At 57.7% G+C, this 21,470-nt stretch carries 16 protein-coding genes and 1 riboswitch; of the genes, 8 read left to right on the plus strand and 8 right to left on the minus strand.

Annotated features, from left to right (window positions below; translation table 11 throughout):
- Positions 1 to 12: 12 nt before the first annotated feature.
- A complete protein-coding gene (locus FHS72_RS03185; RefSeq protein WP_183525497.1) occupies positions 13 to 1,176 on the plus strand; it encodes a lytic murein transglycosylase in 1,164 nt (387 codons plus the stop codon).
- Positions 1,170 to 2,336 (plus strand): dipeptidase, encoded by a 1,167-nt coding sequence (locus FHS72_RS03190; RefSeq protein ID WP_343042654.1) that lies wholly within the window; start codon positions 1,170 to 1,172, stop codon positions 2,334 to 2,336. Before FHS72_RS03185 ends, FHS72_RS03190 begins: the two co-directional genes overlap by 7 nt.
- Positions 2,337 to 2,429: 93 nt before the next feature.
- On the opposite strand, the gene smc is transcribed toward FHS72_RS03190, so the two are convergent.
- Positions 2,430 to 5,885 carry a chromosome segregation protein SMC gene (gene smc, locus FHS72_RS03195; protein WP_183525500.1) on the minus strand — a complete coding sequence of 1,152 codons (3,456 nt, stop codon included), beginning with the start codon at positions 5,883 to 5,885 and terminating at the stop codon, positions 2,430 to 2,432.
- Between the two features lie 258 nt (positions 5,886 to 6,143).
- Positions 6,144 to 6,376, plus strand: a riboswitch (cobalamin riboswitch).
- A gap of 37 nt (positions 6,377 to 6,413) precedes the next feature.
- On the opposite strand from smc, the gene FHS72_RS03200 reads away from it, so the two are divergent.
- The 3 genes from FHS72_RS03200 to FHS72_RS03210 all read left to right on the plus strand — a co-directional run bounded on the left by FHS72_RS03200 (position 6,414) and on the right by FHS72_RS03210 (position 8,693).
- Positions 6,414 to 7,088, plus strand: a complete 675-nt coding sequence (locus tag FHS72_RS03200; protein ID WP_183525503.1) for an energy-coupling factor ABC transporter permease — start codon at positions 6,414 to 6,416, stop codon at positions 7,086 to 7,088.
- An 82-nt stretch (positions 7,089 to 7,170) separates the two neighbouring features.
- On the plus strand, positions 7,171 to 8,244 hold the full coding sequence (gene cobW, locus FHS72_RS03205) for a cobalamin biosynthesis protein CobW (protein ID WP_183525506.1): 1,074 nt from the start codon (positions 7,171 to 7,173) through the stop codon (positions 8,242 to 8,244).
- Positions 8,241 to 8,693: a GNAT family N-acetyltransferase gene (locus FHS72_RS03210; RefSeq protein ID WP_183525508.1), complete on the plus strand. Its 453-nt coding sequence runs from the start codon at positions 8,241 to 8,243 to the stop codon at positions 8,691 to 8,693. The genes cobW and FHS72_RS03210 overlap by 4 nt, the downstream gene beginning before the upstream one ends.
- Before the next feature lie 83 nt (positions 8,694 to 8,776).
- On the opposite strand, the gene FHS72_RS03215 is transcribed toward FHS72_RS03210, so the two are convergent.
- The gene (locus FHS72_RS03215) at positions 8,777 to 8,944 is read right to left on the minus strand and encodes a hypothetical protein (protein WP_183525511.1); all 168 of its coding nucleotides are present in this window, start codon (positions 8,942 to 8,944) and stop codon (positions 8,777 to 8,779) included.
- Between the two features lie 47 nt (positions 8,945 to 8,991).
- Here FHS72_RS03215 and cobN point away from each other — a divergent pair, with 47 nt between their 5' ends.
- Complete coding sequence (gene cobN / locus FHS72_RS03220; protein WP_183525514.1) at positions 8,992 to 12,699, plus strand: cobaltochelatase subunit CobN; 3,708 nt, start codon at positions 8,992 to 8,994, stop codon at positions 12,697 to 12,699.
- A gap of 217 nt (positions 12,700 to 12,916) precedes the next feature.
- Positions 12,917 to 13,534 carry a cob(I)yrinic acid a,c-diamide adenosyltransferase gene (cobO, locus tag FHS72_RS03225; RefSeq protein ID WP_183525516.1) on the plus strand — a complete coding sequence of 206 codons (618 nt, stop codon included), beginning with the start codon at positions 12,917 to 12,919 and terminating at the stop codon, positions 13,532 to 13,534.
- A 45-nt stretch (positions 13,535 to 13,579) separates the two neighbouring features.
- Here the strand turns inward: cobO and FHS72_RS03230 are convergent, their stop codons facing one another.
- Positions 13,580 to 14,509 carry an MYG1 family protein gene (locus FHS72_RS03230; protein ID WP_183525519.1) on the minus strand — a complete coding sequence of 310 codons (930 nt, stop codon included), beginning with the start codon at positions 14,507 to 14,509 and terminating at the stop codon, positions 13,580 to 13,582.
- A gap of 84 nt (positions 14,510 to 14,593) precedes the next feature.
- A complete protein-coding gene (locus FHS72_RS03235) occupies positions 14,594 to 14,905 on the minus strand; it encodes an ETC complex I subunit (protein ID WP_183525522.1) in 312 nt (103 codons plus the stop codon).
- 162 nt (positions 14,906 to 15,067) lie between these two features.
- Here FHS72_RS03235 and uvrB point away from each other — a divergent pair, with 162 nt between their 5' ends.
- Positions 15,068 to 17,275 (plus strand): excinuclease ABC subunit UvrB, encoded by a 2,208-nt coding sequence (gene uvrB / locus FHS72_RS03240; RefSeq protein WP_281378236.1) that lies wholly within the window; start codon positions 15,068 to 15,070, stop codon positions 17,273 to 17,275.
- A 2-nt stretch (positions 17,276 to 17,277) separates the two neighbouring features.
- On the opposite strand, the gene FHS72_RS03245 is transcribed toward uvrB, so the two are convergent.
- From FHS72_RS03245 to FHS72_RS03260, 4 genes are all read right to left on the minus strand, one after another.
- Positions 17,278 to 17,796: an NYN domain-containing protein gene (locus FHS72_RS03245; RefSeq protein WP_183525525.1), complete on the minus strand. Its 519-nt coding sequence runs from the start codon at positions 17,794 to 17,796 to the stop codon at positions 17,278 to 17,280.
- 36 nt (positions 17,797 to 17,832) lie between these two features.
- Positions 17,833 to 19,140, minus strand: coding sequence for a histidinol dehydrogenase (gene hisD / locus FHS72_RS03250; protein ID WP_183525528.1), 1,308 nt, complete (start codon positions 19,138 to 19,140; stop codon positions 17,833 to 17,835).
- 125 nt (positions 19,141 to 19,265) lie between these two features.
- Positions 19,266 to 20,600: an ABC transporter permease subunit gene (locus FHS72_RS03255; RefSeq protein WP_183525531.1), complete on the minus strand. Its 1,335-nt coding sequence runs from the start codon at positions 20,598 to 20,600 to the stop codon at positions 19,266 to 19,268.
- On the minus strand, positions 20,600 to 21,403 hold the full coding sequence (locus FHS72_RS03260; RefSeq protein ID WP_183525534.1) for a taurine ABC transporter ATP-binding protein: 804 nt from the start codon (positions 21,401 to 21,403) through the stop codon (positions 20,600 to 20,602). Before FHS72_RS03260 ends, FHS72_RS03255 begins: the two co-directional genes overlap by 1 nt.
- Positions 21,404 to 21,470: the final 67 nt, after the last annotated feature.

Consider the following 21,470-nt stretch of genomic DNA (forward strand, 5'->3'; position numbering starts at 1 on the left):
ACAGGAGCCGCCATGCGCCGCCTCGCTTTCGCCCTTTCCCTGCTCGCTAGCCCTGCCGTGGCGCAATCCTGCGGTGGGCCGCTTCCTGATTTCCTTAATGGTGTCAAAGCCGAAGCCGTCGCAAAAGGGCTATCCCCCGCCGCCGCAGATCGCGTCCTAAACGGGGCCCAAATCGACCAACGCGTGCTGAACGCTGACCGCTCCCAAGGCGTCTTTCAAAAAGATTTCATCGCCTTTTCCCGCGCCCTGATCAGCCAAAACCGCATCGACAACGGGCGCGTCGCAGCCCAGCGCAACGCCGCCACCTTTGACCGGATCGAAGCCCAATTCGGCATCCCCCGCGAAGTCATCCTCGCGTTCTGGGCCTTTGAAACCGACTACGGCAGCTTCCAAGGCGACTATAACACACGCAACGCCCTCGTGACGCTCGCCCACGATTGCCGCCGCCCCGAATTGTTCCGCCCGCAACTGATCGCCGCGATTGAACTCAACCAACGCGGCGACTTTAACCCCGATGCAACCACAGGCGCATGGGCAGGCGAAATCGGCCAAGTCCAGATGCTACCGGGCGATATTATCGAAAGCGGTTTGGACGGTGATGGCGACGGTCACATCGACCTCAAAGGATCAGCCCCCGACGCATTGATGTCCGGCGCGAATGTACTATCCGGCTTAGGCTGGAAACCAAACGAGCCGTGGCTACAAGAAATCAGTGTCCCTGACACGCTTGATTGGACACAAACGGGCCTCGACCACCCTAAAACAGTGGCCGATTGGAACGCACTCGGCGTCACATCCCGCGACGGCACAGCGCCCACACACCTAACCGCGCGCGTTGTCCTGCCCATGGGCCGCAACGGGCCCGCCTTCTTTGCCTACGACAATTTCGACGTCTATTTCGAATGGAACCAAAGCTTCACCTACGTCACAACCGCCGCCTATTTCGCAACACGCATCGCAGGTGGACCAGCCTATAACGCAGGCAATCCGGCACCGGGCCTTTCCGGCGAACAGATGCAATCGCTCCAACAAAAGCTCATCAATCGCGGCCACGACGTCGGCGGGATCGACGGCATATTAGGCGCAAAAACACGCGACGCGGTGCAACTGGAACAACAACGCCTCGACCTCCCTGCCGATGCATGGCCGACACTTAACCTATTGAACGCATTGTGAAACGGATCGTGAAAGCGTTCGGTGTCTTAGCCGTCATCGCACTCATCGCGGCTTTCACCTTTGCCCCCGGCTACGTCGAAGCAGAACGCAACGCAGTCCGCCCGCACGCCCCCTACACAGTCAGTGACGCCGCCCAATCACTGCACAACAGCCTGATCATCGGCGACTGGCACGCGGACTCACTTCTGTGGAAACGCGACCTGCTTGCTCACGGGACACGCGGCCAAGTCGACGTGCCGCGCCTCATCGCCGGTAACGTTGCGCTGCAAATGTTCACCGCCGTCACGAAAAGTCCGGCGGGCCAAAACTACCACAGCAACGACAGTGACGCGGCCGACAACATCACCCTGCTCGCCGTCGCACAGCTCTGGCCTCCACGCACATGGAATAGCCTGTTCGAGCGGGCAATGTACCAAGCTGAAAAGCTACAAAATTTCGCCGAAAACAGCGACGCACTCCGCGTAATCACAACGAAATCCGACCTCGAACAACTGCTCTCAGACCGCGCAGCAGGTCAACAGGTCGTCGGCGGACTGCTCGGCATAGAAGGCGCGCACCCGCTCGAAGGCGACATCACGAACCTCGATCATCTTGAAAACGCAGGCTACCGGATGATCGGCTTACAGCACTTTTTCGATAACGCTTTGGGTGGCTCGCTCCATGGCGCAGACGACCACGGCCTCACCGACTTTGGCACGCAAGTCGTCATGGAAATCGCCGCCCGCAATCTGATCCTCGACGTGGCACATTCATCCCCGCAAACCGTGCGCGACGTGCTCGCAATAACCGACATGCCCATCGTCGTCAGCCACACAGGCGTCCACAATGTCTGCCCGGTCAAACGCAACTACCCCGACAATCTGATGCAAGACATCGCAGCAACGGGCGGCATCATCGGGATCGGCTACTGGCGCGATGTGCTCTGCGACGACAGCCCCGCAGGCATCGCAAAATCCATTCAAGCGGCAATTAGTCTGGTCGGCGAAAACCACGTCAGCCTTGGATCCGACTTCGACGGATCCGTGACAACGGCCCTCGACACATCTGAACTCGCAGCAATCACCCAAGCCCTGCTCGACCTCAACATCCCCGAAACGCAAATTCGCAAAGTCATGGGCGAAAATATGGTGCGCGTCCTACGCGACCGGTTGCCCAACTAAGACTTCATTTCGCCAAAACAACTCCCGCCGGAGGCTACACCTCGGGACGGCGGGTGGGGCGTCGGCGCAGCCGCGCGTCACCCCGTCGTCAACTCAAGCAACCATCGCCTCGGCCTTTTTCAGATCAACCGACACAAGCTGCGACACGCCCTGCTCGCCCATCGTCACACCAAACAACCGATCCATCCGCGACATCGTCACCGCATGGTGCGTGATGATCAGGAACCGCGTATCCGTGCGCCGCGTCATCTCGTCCAGCATATCACAGAACCGGTTCACGTTTGCATCATCCAACGGCGCATCCACCTCGTCCAGCACACAAATCGGGGCGGGGTTCGCGAGGAACACCGCAAAGATCAACGCCATCGCCGTCAGCGTTTGCTCTCCACCGGACAGCAACGACAATGTCGACAACTTCTTACCCGGTGGCTGACACAGTATCTCAAGGCCCGCATCCAGCGGATCATCCGATTCCACCAATTCCAACCGCGCTTCGCCGCCGCCAAACAAGTGGGTGAACAACAGACCAAAGTTCTCGTTCACCTGTTCAAAAGCCGTCAGCAGCCGCTCGCGACCTTCCTTGTTCAACGACGCAATCCCAGTCCGCAGCGTGGCAATCGCGCCTTCCAAATCGGACTTCTCATTTACCAGCAGGTCATGCTCAGTCTGTACCTCTTTCGCGTCTTCCTCAGCCCGCAAATTCACGGCCCCCAAGGCATCCCGCTGGCGCTTAAACCCGTTCACCTGACCTTCAATAACCTCAGCCGCAGGCATGTCCTCGACCGCGACGTCCAATCGCGCCAGCAACTCTGCTGGCAACATGTCTTGGCTTTCCATGATCCGTTCTTCGGCATAGGCAACCGTTTCCTTAGCCGCATCCGACCGCGCCTCTGACCGCGCCCGTGCTTCGCGTGCCTCAGACGCTGTGCGCTCCGCATCGCGCTCCGCGACAGCCGCATTGCGCAACGCCGTCTCACCCGTCACCAGCACATCCGCCGCAGCCATCCGCCGCCCTTCGGCCTCGTCAATCGCATCGGCCAACTCAGCCCGTTTCTCTGCGATTTCCTCTGGGGCCGCTGCCGCTTCAAGCAATTCCGCCTCGGATACAGATCGCCGATCAGCCAGTTCTGATGTCCGTTTATTCGCTGTTTCCAAACGATATTTCCAGCCAGAGACCTCTTTCGTGATCTCTTGCGACCGCTTCAACCGCGCATCACCTTCGCGGCGCAATTCGTCGTGTGCAGACCTGCGGGTCATCATCATGATCCGCGCCGCCTCTACGGTCATCTTGATATCTTCAACGCGACCACGCGCCTCTGGCAAATCCTCTAGCCCAGTCGCCGCATTCTCTGCTTCAACCAACGCACGCCGCGCCACTGTCGCCTCGTCCTCGTAGCGTTTCATCGCGAGACCTGACGCCTCTAGCTTGCCCTCCGCCAGATCACGATCCGCTTCGGCACGCGACGCCGCCCTGTTCGCATCAGCGACCAAACGGTCCGCATTGCGCCGCGCCGTGCGGGCCTGTTGGTCCGCGTCGGTCAAATCCTTCAATCGCCGCGTCAGAATCTCGTGGGCTTGTGCTGCGCCCGTGGCCCGCGCCGACACTTCTTCCAAATCGCGCTTTAGCTCGACCAAACGGTTCAACTGCTGCAACCGCAAGGCAGCCGCTGACGGGGCATCCTCTGACGCAGCACGGAACCCGTCCCAGCGCCAGACATCGCCCTCAACAGACACAAGCCGCTGACCCGGTTTCAAAACCGCTTGCAACTGTGCGCCTTCTTCTTGGCGGACCAAGCCCACTTGGGACATCCGGCGCTCAAGCACCTCAGGCACATCAACAAATTCGGTCAATGGTTGCACCGAATCCGGCAAAGCCTGCACCGATAAATACGCAGGCAAATTCGCCCAACCAGACGCGGCATCAGGCGAAATCGCAGGGGCGCGCAGATCGTCAGCCAAGGCAGCACCCAGCGCCTTTTCATAGCCCGACTTCACCGTCAGCAGGTCCAAGACCTGCCCACCCTCAGCCGTATCGCGTTCGACCAGTTTCGCCAGCGCATTGACCTCTGCACGCAGTGCATTCGCCTCGCCTTCGGCCTCTGACCGCTGGGACCGCGCATCGCTTTCCATCGTCTGACATTCAGCGCGGGCGGCTTCGGTCTCGACCAACGTCTCATCCGCATTCTCAGCCGTCGCAACCGCCTGCTCTTCGGCCTCGCCCGCCGCGGCAAAATCCGCCTCGGCTTTCGCCAACGCCTCACGCGCAGCGCCCATCGCATCCTTAGCACGCGCGGCTTCGGTCTCGTTTTTCTCAAGCGTCGTGCGGCAATCATCCAGCAAACGTTTCGCAGACTGATGACGCGCCGCCAAACGGGCCACATCCTCGGTCAACGCCTGCAAATCATCTTCGCGCTCTTGCAGCTTCGCAGCACCCTCGCGGGCCGCCGCATTCGCCTCTTCCAACGCGTCTTCGTGACCAACACCAGCCTTGGCGATCTCGGTGGCTTCCCACTCTAACCGCTCAATCGTGTCACCCGCATCACGGTTCAACCCGCCTTCGCGATCCATATCTTTGGTCAGCTGCTCGATCCGCGATTCCAGCGTCGCAATCGTCTCAACCGCGCGGCTTTCCTGCTCTTTCAGCGTATCGCGCTGAACCATCAACCGCTGCAATACTGCCGCCGCAATCGCTTCCTCTTCGCGCAAGGCTGGCAATGCTTCCTCAGCCAATTGCCGCGCGGTGCCAGCTTGCAGTGCATCCTTTTCAGCCGCTTTCGCAGCCGTCGTGCGGTCGCGCAACTGCGTCGTCGCTGCGATCAAACCTTCATCTGCCTCGCGCCAACGGCGATACAGCAACATGCCCTCGGCCTGCCGCAACGCATCGCCAATTTCGCGATACTTCGCCGCTTGGCGCGCCTGACGCGCAAGTTGCGACAACTGCGATGCCAATTGCTCAACCACATCATCAACGCGGGTCAAATTGGTTTCCGCGCCTTTCAACTTCAACTCAGCCTCATGGCGGCGCTGATACAGACCGGAAATCCCTGCCGCTTCTTCCAAAATCCGGCGACGAGCCTTGGGCTTTGCGTTGATCAGTTCCGCAATCTGACCCTGACGCACCAGCGCAGGCGAATGGGCACCGGTTGACGCATCTGCAAACAACATCTGCACATCACGGGCGCGAACGTCTTTGGTGCTGACCTTATACGCAGACCCCGCATCACGGGTAATCCGGCGCACAACTTCCAAATTGTCCGTGTCGTTAAACGCAGCAGGGGCAAGCCGGTCAAAGTTATCAATGTGCAGCGACACTTCCGCAAAGTTCCGCGCAGGCCGCGTCACTGTACCAGCAAAAATCACATCTTCCATGCCGCCGCCACGCATCGCCTTGGCGCGATTCTCGCCCATGACCCAACGCAACGCTTCCAACAGATTGGATTTCCCGCAGCCATTTGGCCCAACGACGCCCGTCAAACCATCCGCGATCACCAGTTCAGTCGGATCCACGAAGCTCTTAAAGCCATTCAAACGAAGCTTACTAAAACGCACGAGGTCCAACCCAAGATGATTCTAACGAAACGGTACAATCGCCCCACTGCCCTGCCAGTGTCAACAAACCCGCCCCGCATCTGGCGCAATCCGGCCACTTATCCACAAGATATTGCGCAACCTTCCCCTTCATTTCGCCAAAACAACTCCCGCCGGAGGCATCCGAATTTTCAAGAAAATGCGACCACCGCCCAGCCACAGCGCCGCATCACCCCGTAAACCCGTCGGTTTCATCCTTGACGCCCCGCCGCCCTCAGCGCACAAAACATGGGCATGGTTCCCCGCACGGTGCAAAGCATCAGGGGATCAAACGGGAATGTGGACGGGCCGATCCCAAATCGGGAGGCCTAAAACCACAGCCGCCCCCGCGACTGTATGCGGAGAGTGTTTTGTTAAGACGCCACTGGGGCACCAAGAAATTGGGCAACCGGGAAGGCAACAAAGCGCATCGACCCGCAAGCCAGGAGACCGGCCTTGCAACATATTGGAACAACCGCCGGGGATGGCGGTGAACAAAGGATACGTACTATGCACATCGAACCTGGCATTGTGACCGGCGCGAAAATCGTCCTGTCTTACGCAACAGCGGCAGGCGCCGTGGCCTATTCCGGCAAACTCATTTGGGAAAATCTCGTCGCACGCGGCGCATTATCCCTGATCGGGCGCGGCGCAATCGCGACACTTGCCACAATCATCTTCTTTGAACTGCTCCCGCACATGGCCGTCGGCGTGTCAGAAGTGCACCTCATCATGGGCTCCACCCTGCTCTTGATGCTCGGCACGGCCCCCGCCGCCATTGGCCTCGCGCTCGGTTTACTACTGCAAGGCTTGCTGTTCTCTCCCTTCGATCTGCCGCAATACGGCATGAACCTGACCACGCTGCTCGTGCCACTGCTCGGCCTGCACGCCGTGACCAAAACACTGATCGCCAAAGGCACCGCCTACGTTGATCTGACCTACAAGCAAGCACTCGCCATGTCCGTGACTTACCAAGGCGGCATCGTCGCGTGGGTCGCGTTCTGGGCATTCTACGGCCAAGGCTTCGGCGCTGAAAACACGGCTTCCGTTCTCAGCTTTGGCGCGGCTTACATGACCGTGATCCTGCTGGAACCGCTCGTCGATCTTGGCGTCCTCGCAGGTGCCAAAGCCCTACGCGGCTTGGAAAAATCCGGTCTGGTATCCGACCGCCTCTACGCTGCGTAATCACACACATTCGTACATGGCATGACGGTCCCTCCTGGGGCCGTTATGTCGTTTGAAACATCTCTTAACAAAGGCATCTCACATGGCCGCTAAAATCCCCGCCACCGTCGTCACAGGTTTCCTTGGGGCCGGTAAAACCACGCTGATCCGCCACATGCTGCAAAACGCCCAAGGCAAACGGATCGCGCTTATCATCAATGAATTCGGCGACTTAGGCGTTGATGGCGATATCCTCAAAGGCTGCGGCGACGAGGTTTGCAGCAAAGACGATATCGTTGAACTGTCTAACGGCTGCATCTGCTGCACCGTGGCCGACGACTTTATCCCGACGATGGAACAGCTTTTGGCGCGTGATCCAAAGCCTGACCATATCGTGATTGAAACCTCTGGCCTCGCGCTGCCACAACCGCTGGTGCGTGCGTTCAACTGGCCCGGCATTTCGACCAAAGTGACAGTAGATGGCGTCGTCACAGTGGTAGACGGACGCGCAGTCACAGACGGCCAATTCGCGCACAACATCGCGGCAGTTGACGCGCAACGGGCGCAGGACGAAAACCTCGACCACGAAACACCGCTATCCGAACTGTTCGAAGACCAGATCGCCTGCGCCGACATGATCGTGGTGAACAAAGCAGACTTGCTGACAGACGACGAGGTCACGACGCTGGTGACCAAACTCAAAACAGACGCCCGCGCAGGCGTTCAAGTCGTCAAAGCATCCATGGGCGCACTGCCCGTTGATGTGCTGCTCGGCCAAGGCGTAGGCTCTGAATCCGACCTCGAAGCACGCCACGAAATCCACCACCATCATCACCACCACGATGACGACGATGACCACCACGACGATCATCATCACGAACATGAACACGGCCACGACGAATTCGAGTCCTTCATTGTCACACGCGGTGAAATCGCCGATTCAGCTGCATTTGTTAGCCAAGTCACCGACACAATCCGCGCCCACAATATCCTGCGCCTCAAAGGGTTTGTCGCGGTCGCAGGCAAACCAATGCGGCAAACCCTGCAAGCCGTCGGCCCCCGCGTGGACACTTACTTCGATCAACCCTTCGGCGACGCACCCCGCGAAACCCGCCTCGTGGTGATCGGCGAAGCTGGCCTCGACCAAGCCGCAATCACAAAAGCCCTGACAGCATGATCATCGTGGCGGAAACAGACCCGCGTGAACCCGAAACCACAGCGCTGCTCAAGCAAAGCCATGCGCTGATGGAATCCCTGTTTCCGCCCGAAGATAACTTCTACCTCGATATCGACGACCTCGTGTCGCCCGACATTAAATTCTACACGGCCCGCGAAGGCGGCACAGTTCTGGGGACAGGCGCCATCGCGCTGAAACCCGACTACGCCGAAGTGAAATCCATGTTCGTCGCCGAATCCGCACGCGGCAAAGGCGTGGCAGGCGCAATCCTACGCCAACTCGAAGACACCGCCCGCGATGCAGGTGTCCAAATCATGAAACTGGAAACAGGCGACCTGCTACACGCAGCGCACCGTCTTTACGAACGCCACGGCTTCACCCGTTGTGGCGTCTTCGGCCCATACATCATCGCAGGGTCTTCCATCTTCATGGAAAAACCCCTGACATGACGCACAGCCACCCCAGTTTCTTTGACTTCTTCTATATCCCGGGGGCTTGGGGGCTGGCCCCCAATCAGCGCCGCCTTTGCGGACTACGCGTCGTCCTTCTTAGCCTCAGCCGCCGCCTTCATCCGCGCCAGCAATTCAGCTTTTGTTTCGCGCGCACCAAACGGCTTTTTGCCGGACCCGTGGGCGTTATGCTCACTATGTCTCGGTTGGTTTTTGCCCTTCTTGGGCGAACCTGCAGCTTTATAATCCATGTCTTCGACCTCTCATTTGACGCGCACTTAACACGAGGCAAAACCAGATGCACCTACTAGCCGCGACCCCCGGTGCAATCGACGACGGTCAGGAACCGGTCGATCTGGGGCAAACGCCCGCCGATATCATTGTGATCTCCGCAGCGGATACCGAACTGGCAGCCTTGTCCGAAGCGCGGGCTGAAATGCAGGACGCGCCAACGCTACGGCTCGCCAATATGATGCACCTCCAGCACCCGATGTCTGTGGATCTGCACCTCGACAATTGCGCCACCAAATCCAAACTCGTCATCGCACGTGTGCTCGGCGGTGCGGGCTACTGGAAATACGGCCTTGTGCAATACGCAGCCCGCTTACGCGAATCCGGCGTGACTTTCGTCGCTCTGCCCGGTGACGACAAACCCGACGCTGAACTGCGCGACCTCAGCACATGTTCAAACGATGATTACGACGCGCTCTGGTCCTACCTCGTCGAAGGTGGACCGCAAAACAGCATCAACGCGCTCGCATATGCCAAGACAATGATCCACGGCGGCGACAAACCAGCAGCGGCCAGCCCGCTGCTGCGCGCGGGAATCTATTGGCCCGGCAAAGGCATCACAACTGTCAACGCTGTGCACGCCTTGTGCACGCCCGGTGCACGCATTGTGCCAATCATTTTTTACCGTGCTTTGGTGCAGGGCGGCGGGCTGAACCCGATCAATCGCCTGACCAAATCCCTGCTCCGCGCAGGGCTACAACCGATCCCCATTTTCGTGGCGTCACTCAAAGATCCATTGTCCGTCGCGACCTTGGACCAAATCTTCCAAGCCTTTGAACCATCAGTCATTTTGAACTGCACAGCCTTCGCAGTAGGCTCCCCGCACGACGGCGACGACAGCCCACAAAATCCGCTAACCATGACCTCCGCGAACCAATCACCCGTGTTCCAAGTCATCCTGTCCAGCGCCTCTGAAACCGCATGGAATGACAGCCCCCAAGGCCTCTCGGCCCGCGACATCGCCATGAACGTTGCCCTGCCAGAAGTCGATGGCAGAATTCTCTCCCGCGCCGTTAGTTTTAAGGGCGAAGCCTACTTTGACGAGGCCACAGAATGCCCCATCGCCACCTATGCAGCCCGTGGCGATCGCATCGATTTCGTCACACAACTCACCGCAAATTGGGCGCACCTCCGCGCCACGCCTGCCAAGGATAAAAAAGCAGCACTGATCCTCGCCAACTACCCCAACAAAGACGGCCGCCTCGCGAACGGCGTGGGCCTCGACACACCAGCCGCAACGATCCACGCGTTAACGCTTTTGAAAGACGCGGGTTATACGGTAAATGTACCCGCCGATAGCAAAACGCTCATGGACCAAATCATGGCAGGGCCAACAAACTGGCTCACAGATCGGGCTGACACCGACGGCGGCGCGTTCCTGTCGCTCGATATCTACGAAGAACACTTCAAGGCCCTGCCTTGGGACGTCAAACAACAGATTACCGACCGCTGGGGCGCACCCGACGCAGACCCCTTCATTTCGCCAAAACAACTCAATGGCACCACCGGCTTTAAACTGTCGATCCATCACTTTGGAAACGCCGTCGTGGCCCTACAACCTGCACGCGGCTACAATATCGACCCGACCGAAACCTACCACTCGCCTGACCTCGTACCGCCACACAATTACCTCGCGTTCTACTTCTACCTGCGCCACCACTGGAACGCCGATGCCCTTATTCATATGGGCAAACACGGCAACCTCGAATGGCTTCCGGGTAAAGCAGTAGCACTATCAGAAACCTGCTGGCCCGAAGCCGTGTTCGGCCCAACGCCCCACATCTACCCCTTCATCGTCAACGATCCGGGCGAAGGGACACAAGCCAAACGCCGCACGTCAGCCGTCATCATCGACCACCTGACACCGCCACTGACACGCGCGGAAAGCTACGGCCCCCTGCGCGATCTTGAAGCATTGGTGGACGAATATTATGAGGCAGCAGGCGTCGATCCACGCCGGATTGAACACCTACGTCGCGAAATCCTGTCGCTCTCTGACGTCTCCGGCCTCGCCAAAGACGCGGCTTTCACAGGCGACCAAGACGGCGACCTCGCGAAACTCGACGCCTATCTCTGCGAACTCAAAGAGGCCCAAATCCGCGACGGCCTGCACATCTTTGGTCAATCCCCGACCGACGGCCTTGCACGCGACCTCACAATCGCGCTCGCCCGCGTGCCTCGCGGCGATGGCAAAGCCGGGAACGCATCACTGTTGCGGGCAATTGCTACAGACCTCAAAATCTCAATCGACCCGCTCGATTGCGATTTGGCCGCACCTGCGCCCGAAAAACCTGACCACCTCAAAGACCTCACAACGGACACATGGCGCACAAACGGCGACACGGTGGAACGCCTTGAAATCCTGTCCCAACACCTGTTGCGGGACGGCGGGTGGGGCGATGTGGGCGTAGACCCACGAGCGTCACAACCCGTCCTCGACGAGATCGCGGCGAACATCACCCCCAAAGTCACGCAATGCGGCCCAGCCGAGTCGGCGGCGCTTCTCACCGCCCTTGCAGGGCACTTCGTCGCGCCGGGCCCGTCCGGTGCGCCCACGCGAGGACGGCTCGACACGCTGCCAACAGGGCGCAATTTCTACTCGGTCGATAGCCGTGCCGTGCCGACACCGACAGCTTGGGCGCTTGGGTGGAAATCCGCAAACCTGCTGATTGAGAAACACCTGCAAGACCACGGGGACTGGCCGCGCACCATGTTGCTCACCGCTTGGGGCACCGCCAACATGCGCACGGGCGGCGACGACATCGCGCAAGCCCTTGCTTTGATGGGTGTAAAACCGAAATGGGACAGCGCGAACCGCCGCGTCACAGGCTTTGAAATCCTGCCCCAAGGCGTGCTTGGCCGCCCGCGCGTTGACATCACCTTGCGCATATCCGGCTTCTTCCGCGACGCATTCCCGCAATTGATCGCGCTCGTCGATTCCGCTGCAAAAGCGGTGCAAGACCTCGACGAACCAGCCGATCTGAACCCTGCTGCGGCCCGCGCAAAACTGGGCGAAGACACCGCTCGCGTCTTCGGATCAAAACCGGGCGCTTATGGGGCGGGCCTGCAAGCGATGATCGACGAACGGCTCTGGTCCGACAAATCCGACCTTGGCGAAGCCTACCTCACATGGGGGTCTTACGCTTATGGTGCAGGTAATGACGGGGCCGAAAAACGCAAAGCCTTTGAACAACGCCTGACCCAAACCGAAGCCATTGTTCAAAACCAAGATAACCGCGAACACGACATTCTTGATAGCGACGATTACTACCAATTTGAGGGCGGCGCGGCGGCGGCGATCAGCACGCTTCAAGGCCAAGATCGCCCAATCTACCACAACGACCATTCCCGCCCTGAACGGCCCGTGATCCGCACACTCGAAGATGAGATCGGCCGCGTCGTGCGGTCCCGCGTGGTTAATCCGAAATGGATCAACGGCGTCATGCGCCACGGCTACAAAGGCGCGTTTGAAATGGCCGCGACAGTCGATTACCTGTTCGCCTTCGCCGCGACCACAGGGGCCGTGCGCAACCATCACTTTGATCTTGTGGAAAGTGCGTTCCTAGAAGACGACACGGTCCGCGACTTCATCGCAGATCACAACGCGCCAGCCCTAAAAGAAATCGCCGAACGCCTGCAAGAGGCTATCGACCGCGATCTTTGGCAGCCGAAGTCTAATTCAGCCCGCGCACGGATCGCCAATTTGTTAGATTAAACACCAGCAGCCAAAACAGCCACACCCAGATAACTTGCAAAAAGTACCATAGAAAACAAACGCATCTGAACCGCCTCGACCTAAACCTGATTTCGATTTTTGACGTACTAAGGTCATTTTCACGAAACGGTGAGGGGAAAAAACAATGCCGCAGCGCATGGCTTGCGATTGTGGCTACGACGCTACAAATTGGGGTTATCCCCGAAAGGACCACATCATGACCGATACGCCAAACACCGACGACCGCCACGCGATGAAAATGGCCAAAAAGAAAGCCGCTCGCGATAAAATCATGGCGACGAAGACCGATCAAAAGGGTCTAGTGATCGTCCATACGGGCAAGGGCAAAGGCAAATCATCAGCCGCATTTGGCATGATTTTCCGGTGCATCGCACATGACATGAAATGCGGCGTGGTCCAGTTTATCAAGGGCGGAATGTCCACAGGCGAGCGTGATTTGATCCTCGCGAAATTCACCGACACCTGCGCATTCCACACGATGGGCGAGGGTTTCACGTGGGAAACGCAGGACAAAAGCCGCGATACGGAAATGGCGCAGGCTGCGTGGGCCAAGGCAAAAGAACTGATCTTGGACGAGACCAACCACATGGTTTTGCTCGACGAAATCAACATCGCGATCCGCTATGATTATGTGTCCGCAGCAGAAGTTGTGGAATTTCTGCGCGATCACAAACCAGCCATGACGCATGTAGTTTTGACGGGCCGCAACGCGCATGAAGACCTGATCGAACTCGCCGATCTCGTGACCGAAATGGAGCTGGTGAAACATCCGTTCCGGTCAGGGATCAAAGCACAGATCGGCGTCGAGTTTTAATCCACCCAACGCCAAAGGACGTGCCCGCCAGCGCGGGCGCGTCATTTATTCAGCCGTCAAAGCCGCTTCTTTCACAGCAATCTCAGCCATTTCCAAAATCGCATCGCGGCTGTTCGCCACGGCGATGAAACGGGCGTTGTGACAGAACTTTGCCCCTTTGACGCCGCTTGCTTCTTCTAATGCGGCGTCGGTCAAGCCAGCCCATGCAGCCGGCAAATCGGCGCGTTGATCGAACGTGTCATGCGATAGTTTGATGCCGTTCAACGTCCAGTCATCACCGCGCGGATTAACCACGAACAAGATGTGGTCGGCCTCTGCTTTGATCAACGCAGAGCGGTACGGCATCCCCATTGGCAATTCGAGAATTGCGGATGTGCCCGCCGCCTCAATCGCTGCCTCGACCATGCTTTGCGCACGGGCTTTGGCAGCGACGTTGGCGATAAATGCCTCGATGAAGCGCCGCGCAATCGGCATCGCTGCGAAAAATGCGTCGTCATCTGCAGTTGGCGACGGGTCGTCGAACACAGGTTTCAGGCTGCCCAGCAACGACGGCAATGTCATCACCGACAAGGGGCCAGCCACTGACGGTTCCATCGCGCCGTTGTCCAACAGATCAATCGGCAACACAAATTTCGTGTCGAACGTCGTGTGGATCGCGTCGATATCATCTTCAGGCACGTTCATCGCTGCCAGATAATCGCGCCCGTAATGTGCCCAGATCAAACCAAAAGAGCTGTACGGCTGTTCGTCTTCACGCAGCGGGCTAGGCCGTTGGTGGTGGTCAAAAATCTGGGCGTCTGCGTCAAAATCGCCGCCAACGTCGTAAATGATCTTATCCGCACCGGGCGTGATCATGTCACGATCCCGCGTCCGCACCAGTTTTGCGTCGGGGAAAAGTTGGGTCAAAATAACGGAAGACAGCAGTTCATCCGCGTGGAAACCGCCTGAATGCGTGACAAGGTTGGTGATGGTCATAGGTGGCTCCACAAGGGCATCAGAATTAAAAAAGGCGACCCGATTGGTCGCCTTGAGATTAGCAATGTTCGTCTTAACAACGGGTTAGTGGGTCCAAGCCCCACGGCGGTTCGTCGCAAAATTCTCGCCATACCCACCGGCACGCACGTTTGCTTTGCGTGTTTTGGGTTCCTGAACAACGGCGTCGATGCCGTGATCCTTGGCGTAATCTAGCGCGGCTTCTTTGGTGTCAAAGGTCAGGCGCACTTGCGCTTGCGTGTCAGACGACGACGTCCACCCCATCAGTGGGTCAACTTCACGGCCCGTCTCATTCACGTGCTCTAAAACCCATTTCCGAGTCTTAGCCGTACCAGATGACATGGCAGTTTTCGCAGGCTTAAAAATACGTGCACGCATGGGTTTCTCCTTGATGAGCGTCTTATGTAAAAAACGGCCGCACATTGCAAGGATTCCCGCACAATGCCCTTAATAAATGGTGCAAACACGTCGCCGCGTTAATCAAGGGTTGAAGCCGGCGCATGAAAGGCCAAATGTAAGGGACCCCGCCAGGAGCCCGCAATGCCTTACGCCCAGACTGATAAGTCCCCTGAAATGCCGTTTTTGGCGAACCCTGCCCCCGATGTGCGGACGCGGGAAAAGCTAGAAGGCGGGCAAGCGTTTAAACTGGTGACGGAATTTGATCCCGCCGGCGACCAGCCCAAAGCCATTAAAGAGTTGTCCGAGGGCGTGATGTCGGGCGAACAAAACCAAGTGCTGTTGGGCGCGACAGGCACAGGCAAGACGTTCACGATGGCCAAAGTGATCGAAGAGACCCAGCGACCCGCGATTATTCTCGCGCCGAACAAGACACTAGCGGCGCAATTATACGGCGAATTCAAAGGCTTCTTTCCCGAAAATGCCGTTGAGTATTTCGTAAGCTATTACGATTATTATCAACCCGAGGCCTACGTTGCCCGCTCTGACACGTTCATCGAAAAAGAAAGCCAGATTAACGAACAAATTGACCGGATGCGCCACTCTGCGACGCGGGCGCTGTTGGAACGCGATGACGTGATCATCGTGGCCTCTGTGTCGTGCATCTACGGTATTGGCTCGGTCGAAACCTATGGGGCCATGACGCAGGACATCCACGTCGGGAAAACGTATGACCAACGCGGGATAATCGCCGATCTTGTGGCCCAACAATATCGCCGCAACGATCAGGGCTTCCAGCGTGGCTGTTTTCGTGTGCGTGGCGACAGTCTGGAAGTCTGGCCCGCCCACCTTGATGATCGGGCATGGCAGCTGTCATTTTTCGGCGAAGAGTTGGAAAGTATCACAGAATTCGACCCTCTGACGGGCCAGAAAACCGGCACCTTTGACAAGGTTCGCATCTACGCGAACTCGCACTACGTGACGCCAAAACCGACGATGAACCAAGCGATCATCGGGATCAAAAAAGAACTGCGAATGCGGCTGGATCAACTCGTCGCCGAAGGTAAATTGCTCGAAGCGCAGCGGTTGGAACAACGCTGTAACTTTGACCTCGAAATGCTTGAGGCGACAGGCGTTTGCAACGGGATCGAGAACTATTCGCGCTATCTGACGGGTCGCGCGCCGGGCGAACCGCCGCCCACATTGTTCGAATTCATCCCCGACAATGCCATTGTTTTTGCTGACGAATCTCACGTATCCGTCCCGCAAATCGGCGGCATGTATAAGGGCGACTTTAGACGCAAAATGACGCTGGCCGAACATGGTTTCCGGCTGCCGTCCTGCATGGATAACCGTCCGCTGAAATTCGAAGAATGGGACGCGATGCGCCCGCAATCGGTCTTTGTCTCCGCGACGCCTAGCGCGTGGGAGTTGGATCAAGCAGGCGGCGTGTTTGCTGAACAAATCATTCGCCCGACTGGCCTGATTGACCCACTGATCGAAATCCGTCCTGTTGGAACGCAGGTGGACGATCTGCTAGACGAAGTCCGCAAAGTGACCGCCGCTGGCTACCGCACGCTGTGCACCACGTTAACCAAACGTATGGCCGAGGATCTGACCGAATATATGCATGAACAGGGCATTCGCGTGCGCTATATGCACTCGGATATCGACACGATTGAACGCATCGAAATCCTGCGCGATCTGCGACTAGGTGCCTTTGACGTGCTGATCGGGATTAACCTTTTGCGAGAGGGTCTCGACATTCCTGAGTGCGGATTAGTCGCTATTTTGGACGCCGACAAAGAGGGTTTCTTGCGTTCTGAAACCTCGCTTGTGCAGACCATCGGTCGTGCCGCGCGAAATGCGGATGGCCGCGTGATCATGTACGCCGACCGGATTACCGGATCGATGGAACGCGCAATGCTGGAAACCGAACGACGTCGCGAAAAGCAGCAAGCCTATAATATTGAACACAATATCACGCCGCAAACCGTTAAGAAAAACGTCGAAGACATCTTGGCGGGCCTCTACAAAGGCGACGCTGATATGAACCGCGTCACCGCGAAAATCGACAATCCGCTGGCTGGCGGGAACCTGCAAACCGTGCTCGACGGGCTGCGGACCGACATGCGCAAAGCTGCTGAGAACCTTGAATTCGAAGAGGCCGCGCGTCTGCGTGACGAGGTGAAACGTCTCGAAGCCGTCGATTTGGCCGTGTCTGACGACCCACTTGCGCGGCAACAAGCCGTCGAAAAAGCGGTCGCCGATGCTGGTGTGAAATCAGGGCGCAGTACAGGTGGACGCGGCGGGATGCGCGGTGGCAAATCGCGCTATGGTGGTAAAAAATAGGGTTAGGCCTTGAACGGCCGCGCCCATTTTACCGATCCGTCATGCCATTTACCGCGCACCAGTGTGCCCTTTTTGGCGGCATGTGGGAACTTAACCCGCCAGTCGCGGAATTGGTCGTTTGTGACAATGCGTAAACCATGATCAGTCGCGAACATCAGGATGGATTCATCGGCCACCACGCCACTGGAGACCACACAAATGTGGTCAAACCGCACCTTGATCAGCGGTGCGAGCGTTTCCTCAGTGTAGTAGCGCTCGCCCACCTTATACCCCACATTTGCGTCAAAAAACACAATCGGGGCATAGCCGGCCTTCTCAATACTGCGCAAAACACCGGCTAACACCTTGAGCGACGGCTTGCCGCTCCAATACATGACATTGGACCCGTCCACGACAATCGCATTGTCGGGCGGGCCATCCTCTGTGACATCAACATCAGGCGCGGCCTGCCTGCGTGACAGCAGGATGAGGACGACAAAAACGATAGCCGCAGGGGCCAAAATCAGCAGGTCAGAATACATGCCGCATTTGGATCACCCGCGTAATAAAATGCAACCCTAGTGTGCAACTTCACCCAACTCAAAAATCTCATCCGGAAAGAATTTCGCGAGGCGGATATCAGCGCTGCGTGCGTGACCTTCCATGCCTTCCATACGCGAAATACGGGCGGTTGTTTCAGCGACGGATTTCGCCGCTTCTCGGGTGGACCGCTGCCAAGTGACTGTTTTCATGAACTTCCCGACGAATAACCCGCCTGTGTACCGCGCCGCCCCCGATGTCGGCAGCACGTGGTTCGGCCCTGCCGCTTTGTCGCCGAACGCCACCGTCGTTTCTTCGCCCAAAAACAACGAACCGTAGTTCGACAAACGTGACAACCACCAGTCCAGATCGGTGCACATCACGGTCAGATGTTCCGGCGCGATGCGGTCGGATTCAACGGCGATTTCTTCGCGGTTTTCGCACAGGATCACCTCTGCATAATCGCGCCATGCCGCCCGTGCGCTATCCGCGTTCATCTGCGGCAACGCCTCGATCAAGGCTGGTACGCGGGCGATGACCTGTTCGGCCAATGCGCGGTCATCCGTGACCAACCACACAGGCGAATTCGGCCCATGTTCCGCCTGCCCCACCAGATCAACCGCGACGATTTCAGGGTCCGCCGTGCTATCCGCTAGCACCAGTGAATCCGTCGGTCCGGCCACCATATCAATGCCAACCTGACCGAACAAAACCCGTTTTGCTTCAGCCACATACGCGTTGCCCGGCCCCACCAGAATATCCGCTTTCGGCAGCCCAAACAGCCCGGTCGCCATCGTTGCCACGGCCTGTACGCCACCCATATTCAAGATCGTATCCGCGCCGCACAGATCCATCGCATAGAGAATTGCGTCGGGGATTCCCTTGCCCGGTGTCGGCGGCGAACAGGCGATCACGTGGCCAACGCCAGCCGCTTTTGCGGTGGTCACGGTCATAATCGCCGACGCGATATGCGCGTAACGGCCACCCGGCACGTAGCAACCAGCCGCGTTCACCGGAATTTGTTTTTGCCCGGCGACCAAACCCGGCATGATTTCGACCTGCGTGTCTACAATCGTCTCGCGCTGTGCAGCGGCGAATTTGCGGACGTTCGTGTGGGCGAATTGAATGTCTTTCTTAACCTGTTCGGGCAGTCGCGCTGATGCCACGTCAATGTCAGCGCGGGATGCGATGATCGGGCCGTCCCATTTGTCGAACCGTTTGGCCAATTCTTGGGCTGCGGCCTCGCCACCTTTTTTGATTTCGTCCAGCAGTCCGCGCACCACGACGCTCACATCTGCGTGGTCTTCTTCGGCGGTCCGGCTTGCGGTTTTTAGGTACTCGGCCATGCAATTTCTCCCTACTGGTATGGGGTCACATGGCCACGGCACAGCAAAAAGGCAAAGGGCGAAAACCCTTTGCCTTGCTGTGTTTCGGTTGGCTGAAATCCGGTTTTGGAAATCCGAGGGGTGCGTTACCCTTTACCCTTCCAAGGGACCAACCACCGCTCGGCCCAACGCATCAGCATGTCGATGGTAAAGCCGATCACGCCGATCAAAATGATCCCCATCAGCACGATATCCGTTGATTGGAATTTGGACGCGACCATGATCATCATGCCCGCCCCCTTTTCCGCCGCGACCAATTCAGCCGCAACAACGGTGCCCCAACAGACGCCCATCGCGACGCGTGCGCCGGTGAAAATCTCGGGTAGCGAGTTCGGAATGATGACGTAGCGCATGATTTGCCACTTCGATGCACCCAGCGAATAGGCCGCGTGGACCTTCGAGATACGCACGCCAGACACGCCGGATCGGGCAGCAATCGCCATAATCCAAAGGGCCGCGAGGAACAGCAGGATGATTTTTCCGACCTCACCAATCCCGGCCCAGATGATTACCAGCGGGATCAAGGCGAGCGGCGGCACGGGGCGCATGAATTCCACAATCGGGTCGAACCAACCACGGAACCAGTTCGACAGTCCCATCGCATAACCCAACGGAATGCCGACAATCGCGCCAAGGATAAAGCCTACGATCACGCGGAAAAGAGAGAAGCCAAGGTGTTCCGCCAAGGTCGAGTTCCGATACCCTTCGGTGGCGATTTCGGTCAGGCGCGCCCAGACCGCTTCGGGGGCGGGCAGCCAGATCGGCTCCATCTGAACGCCTTTTGCGGGATACACGTTAGGCGTGCCTTTGCCCGATAATTCAACGCGACCGAAGTCGGTGCTGACCGACCCACCCGGTTCAATCGCCACGCCATTGATCGCGGTGATTGTCGCATCTTGGTCGCGCCCGATCTCGTCGTTTTCATCGACGCGCAACAACCCAGACCGATAAGCGGCCAGTGCGATACTATCGTTTTTGGCAAATCCGTCGCCGGGGTCGACTTCTGGCGCATCAACCGTCGCGCCGGTCTCGTAGACAACAACCGTTACGGTTGCATCGTCGCTTTGCCCGTCAGGTGTTGTGACCGTGTATGTGAACGACCCTTCGCCCGTAAACGCGCCCGGTGCGTGCATGAATGACGGCAAGATTTTAGATCCGGTAAACGCCCCCCACAGCACGAAAATCAAGACAATCGACACCACAGACGCGACCGTATTCGAGGTCACAGCGCTTTCATCGCCGAATGTTACTGTCTTCAACGATCCGTAGTCGTGTTTTGGCGTCACAAACCGTTTCACCGCTTGCCAAATAAAAGAGAAAGCAAGGATCAAAAGGATGTACCCAAAAACATAGGGCAGCGCATAAAACAGCGTGCGCAATACGGCGACGAGTTCAGCACTAAGTTGTGAAATGATATCCATTACGCACCCTCCTTCCGGCCCATGATTTCTTCTTCCATGTCCCAAATCATGCCCAGAATTTCTTCACGGACCTCGGCGAACTGTGGTTCTTTTTTGACGAACCGCAGGTCTTGGTCGACGCCCATTTCCGCAAATGGCAGGCGATATTCTTTGTGAATACGTCCCGGACGCGGAGCCATAACCAGTAGGCGCTCGCCCAAAAGCAGTGCTTCTTCGACCGAATGCGTGATCAGGATGATCGTTTTGCCAGTCTCTTTCCACAACTTGAGGACGAGACCCTGCATCTTTTCGCGGGTCAGCGCATCAAGCGCACCCAGCGGTTCATCCATCAAAATCACGTCAGGTTCATTCGCAAGACAGCGGGCCAAAGCCACACGCTGCTGCATCCCACCAGACAATTCGTAGACGGCTTTTTCCTTGAAATCGCTCAGGCCCACGACATCCAACAGGTGATCCACGATTTCGCGCTTTTGGCCTTGGGCCATGCCCTTCATTTTCGGGCCAAATCCGACGTTTTCACGCACCGACATCCATTCAAACAATGCGCCCTGTTGAAACACCATACCGCGTTCGGCGCCGGGGCCATGAACCGTGTTTCCGTTCAAAACGATCTTGCCCTCAGTCGGTGCCAAAAAGCCCGCGACGATGTTCAAAAGCGTTGTTTTACCGCACCCTGATGGCCCAAGAACCGACAGCAGCTCTCCTGCTTTCAGGTCAAGCGAGACGTCTTTCAGCGCCTGAACCGAACTGCCGTTCGGCAAATCAAAACGCATGGATATATTATCAATCTGCAATCCAGACATACCCTGCTCCCTGTTGTAGTTTTTTGTGAAACCCCGAGCGTGTTCAGTGTTTCATCTTGAAAATGGC

This window comes from Yoonia ponticola (assembly GCF_014199395.1).
GTDB lineage: Bacteria > Pseudomonadota > Alphaproteobacteria > Rhodobacterales > Rhodobacteraceae > Yoonia > Yoonia ponticola.

What these genes read in the sequence shown, in the direction of transcription:
- FHS72_RS03200 (WP_183525503.1), top strand. Translation starts at nt 6,414, where the DNA reads ATGCACATCGAACCTGGCATTGTGACCGGCGCGAAAATCGTCCTGTCT.
- FHS72_RS03210 (WP_183525508.1), top strand. Translation starts at nt 8,241, where the DNA reads ATGATCATCGTGGCGGAAACAGACCCGCGTGAACCCGAAACCACAGCG.
- FHS72_RS03215 (WP_183525511.1), bottom strand. Translation starts at nt 8,944, where the DNA reads ATGGATTATAAAGCTGCAGGTTCGCCCAAGAAGGGCAAAAACCAACCG.
- FHS72_RS03260 (WP_183525534.1), bottom strand. Translation starts at nt 21,403, where the DNA reads ATGTCTGGATTGCAGATTGATAATATATCCATGCGTTTTGATTTGCCG.
- hisD (WP_183525528.1), bottom strand. Translation starts at nt 19,140, where the DNA reads ATGGCCGAGTACCTAAAAACCGCAAGCCGGACCGCCGAAGAAGACCAC.
- FHS72_RS03245 (WP_183525525.1), bottom strand. Translation starts at nt 17,796, where the DNA reads ATGTATTCTGACCTGCTGATTTTGGCCCCTGCGGCTATCGTTTTTGTC.
- FHS72_RS03230 (WP_183525519.1), bottom strand. Translation starts at nt 14,509, where the DNA reads ATGACCATCACCAACCTTGTCACGCATTCAGGCGGTTTCCACGCGGAT.
- FHS72_RS03255 (WP_183525531.1), bottom strand. Translation starts at nt 20,600, where the DNA reads ATGGATATCATTTCACAACTTAGTGCTGAACTCGTCGCCGTATTGCGC.
- cobO (WP_183525516.1), top strand. Translation starts at nt 12,917, where the DNA reads ATGACCGATACGCCAAACACCGACGACCGCCACGCGATGAAAATGGCC.
- cobW (WP_183525506.1), top strand. Translation starts at nt 7,171, where the DNA reads ATGGCCGCTAAAATCCCCGCCACCGTCGTCACAGGTTTCCTTGGGGCC.
- FHS72_RS03235 (WP_183525522.1), bottom strand. Translation starts at nt 14,905, where the DNA reads ATGCGTGCACGTATTTTTAAGCCTGCGAAAACTGCCATGTCATCTGGT.
- uvrB (WP_281378236.1), top strand. Translation starts at nt 15,068, where the DNA reads ATGCCTTACGCCCAGACTGATAAGTCCCCTGAAATGCCGTTTTTGGCG.
- FHS72_RS03185 (WP_183525497.1), top strand. Translation starts at nt 13, where the DNA reads ATGCGCCGCCTCGCTTTCGCCCTTTCCCTGCTCGCTAGCCCTGCCGTG.
- cobN (WP_183525514.1), top strand. Translation starts at nt 8,992, where the DNA reads ATGCACCTACTAGCCGCGACCCCCGGTGCAATCGACGACGGTCAGGAA.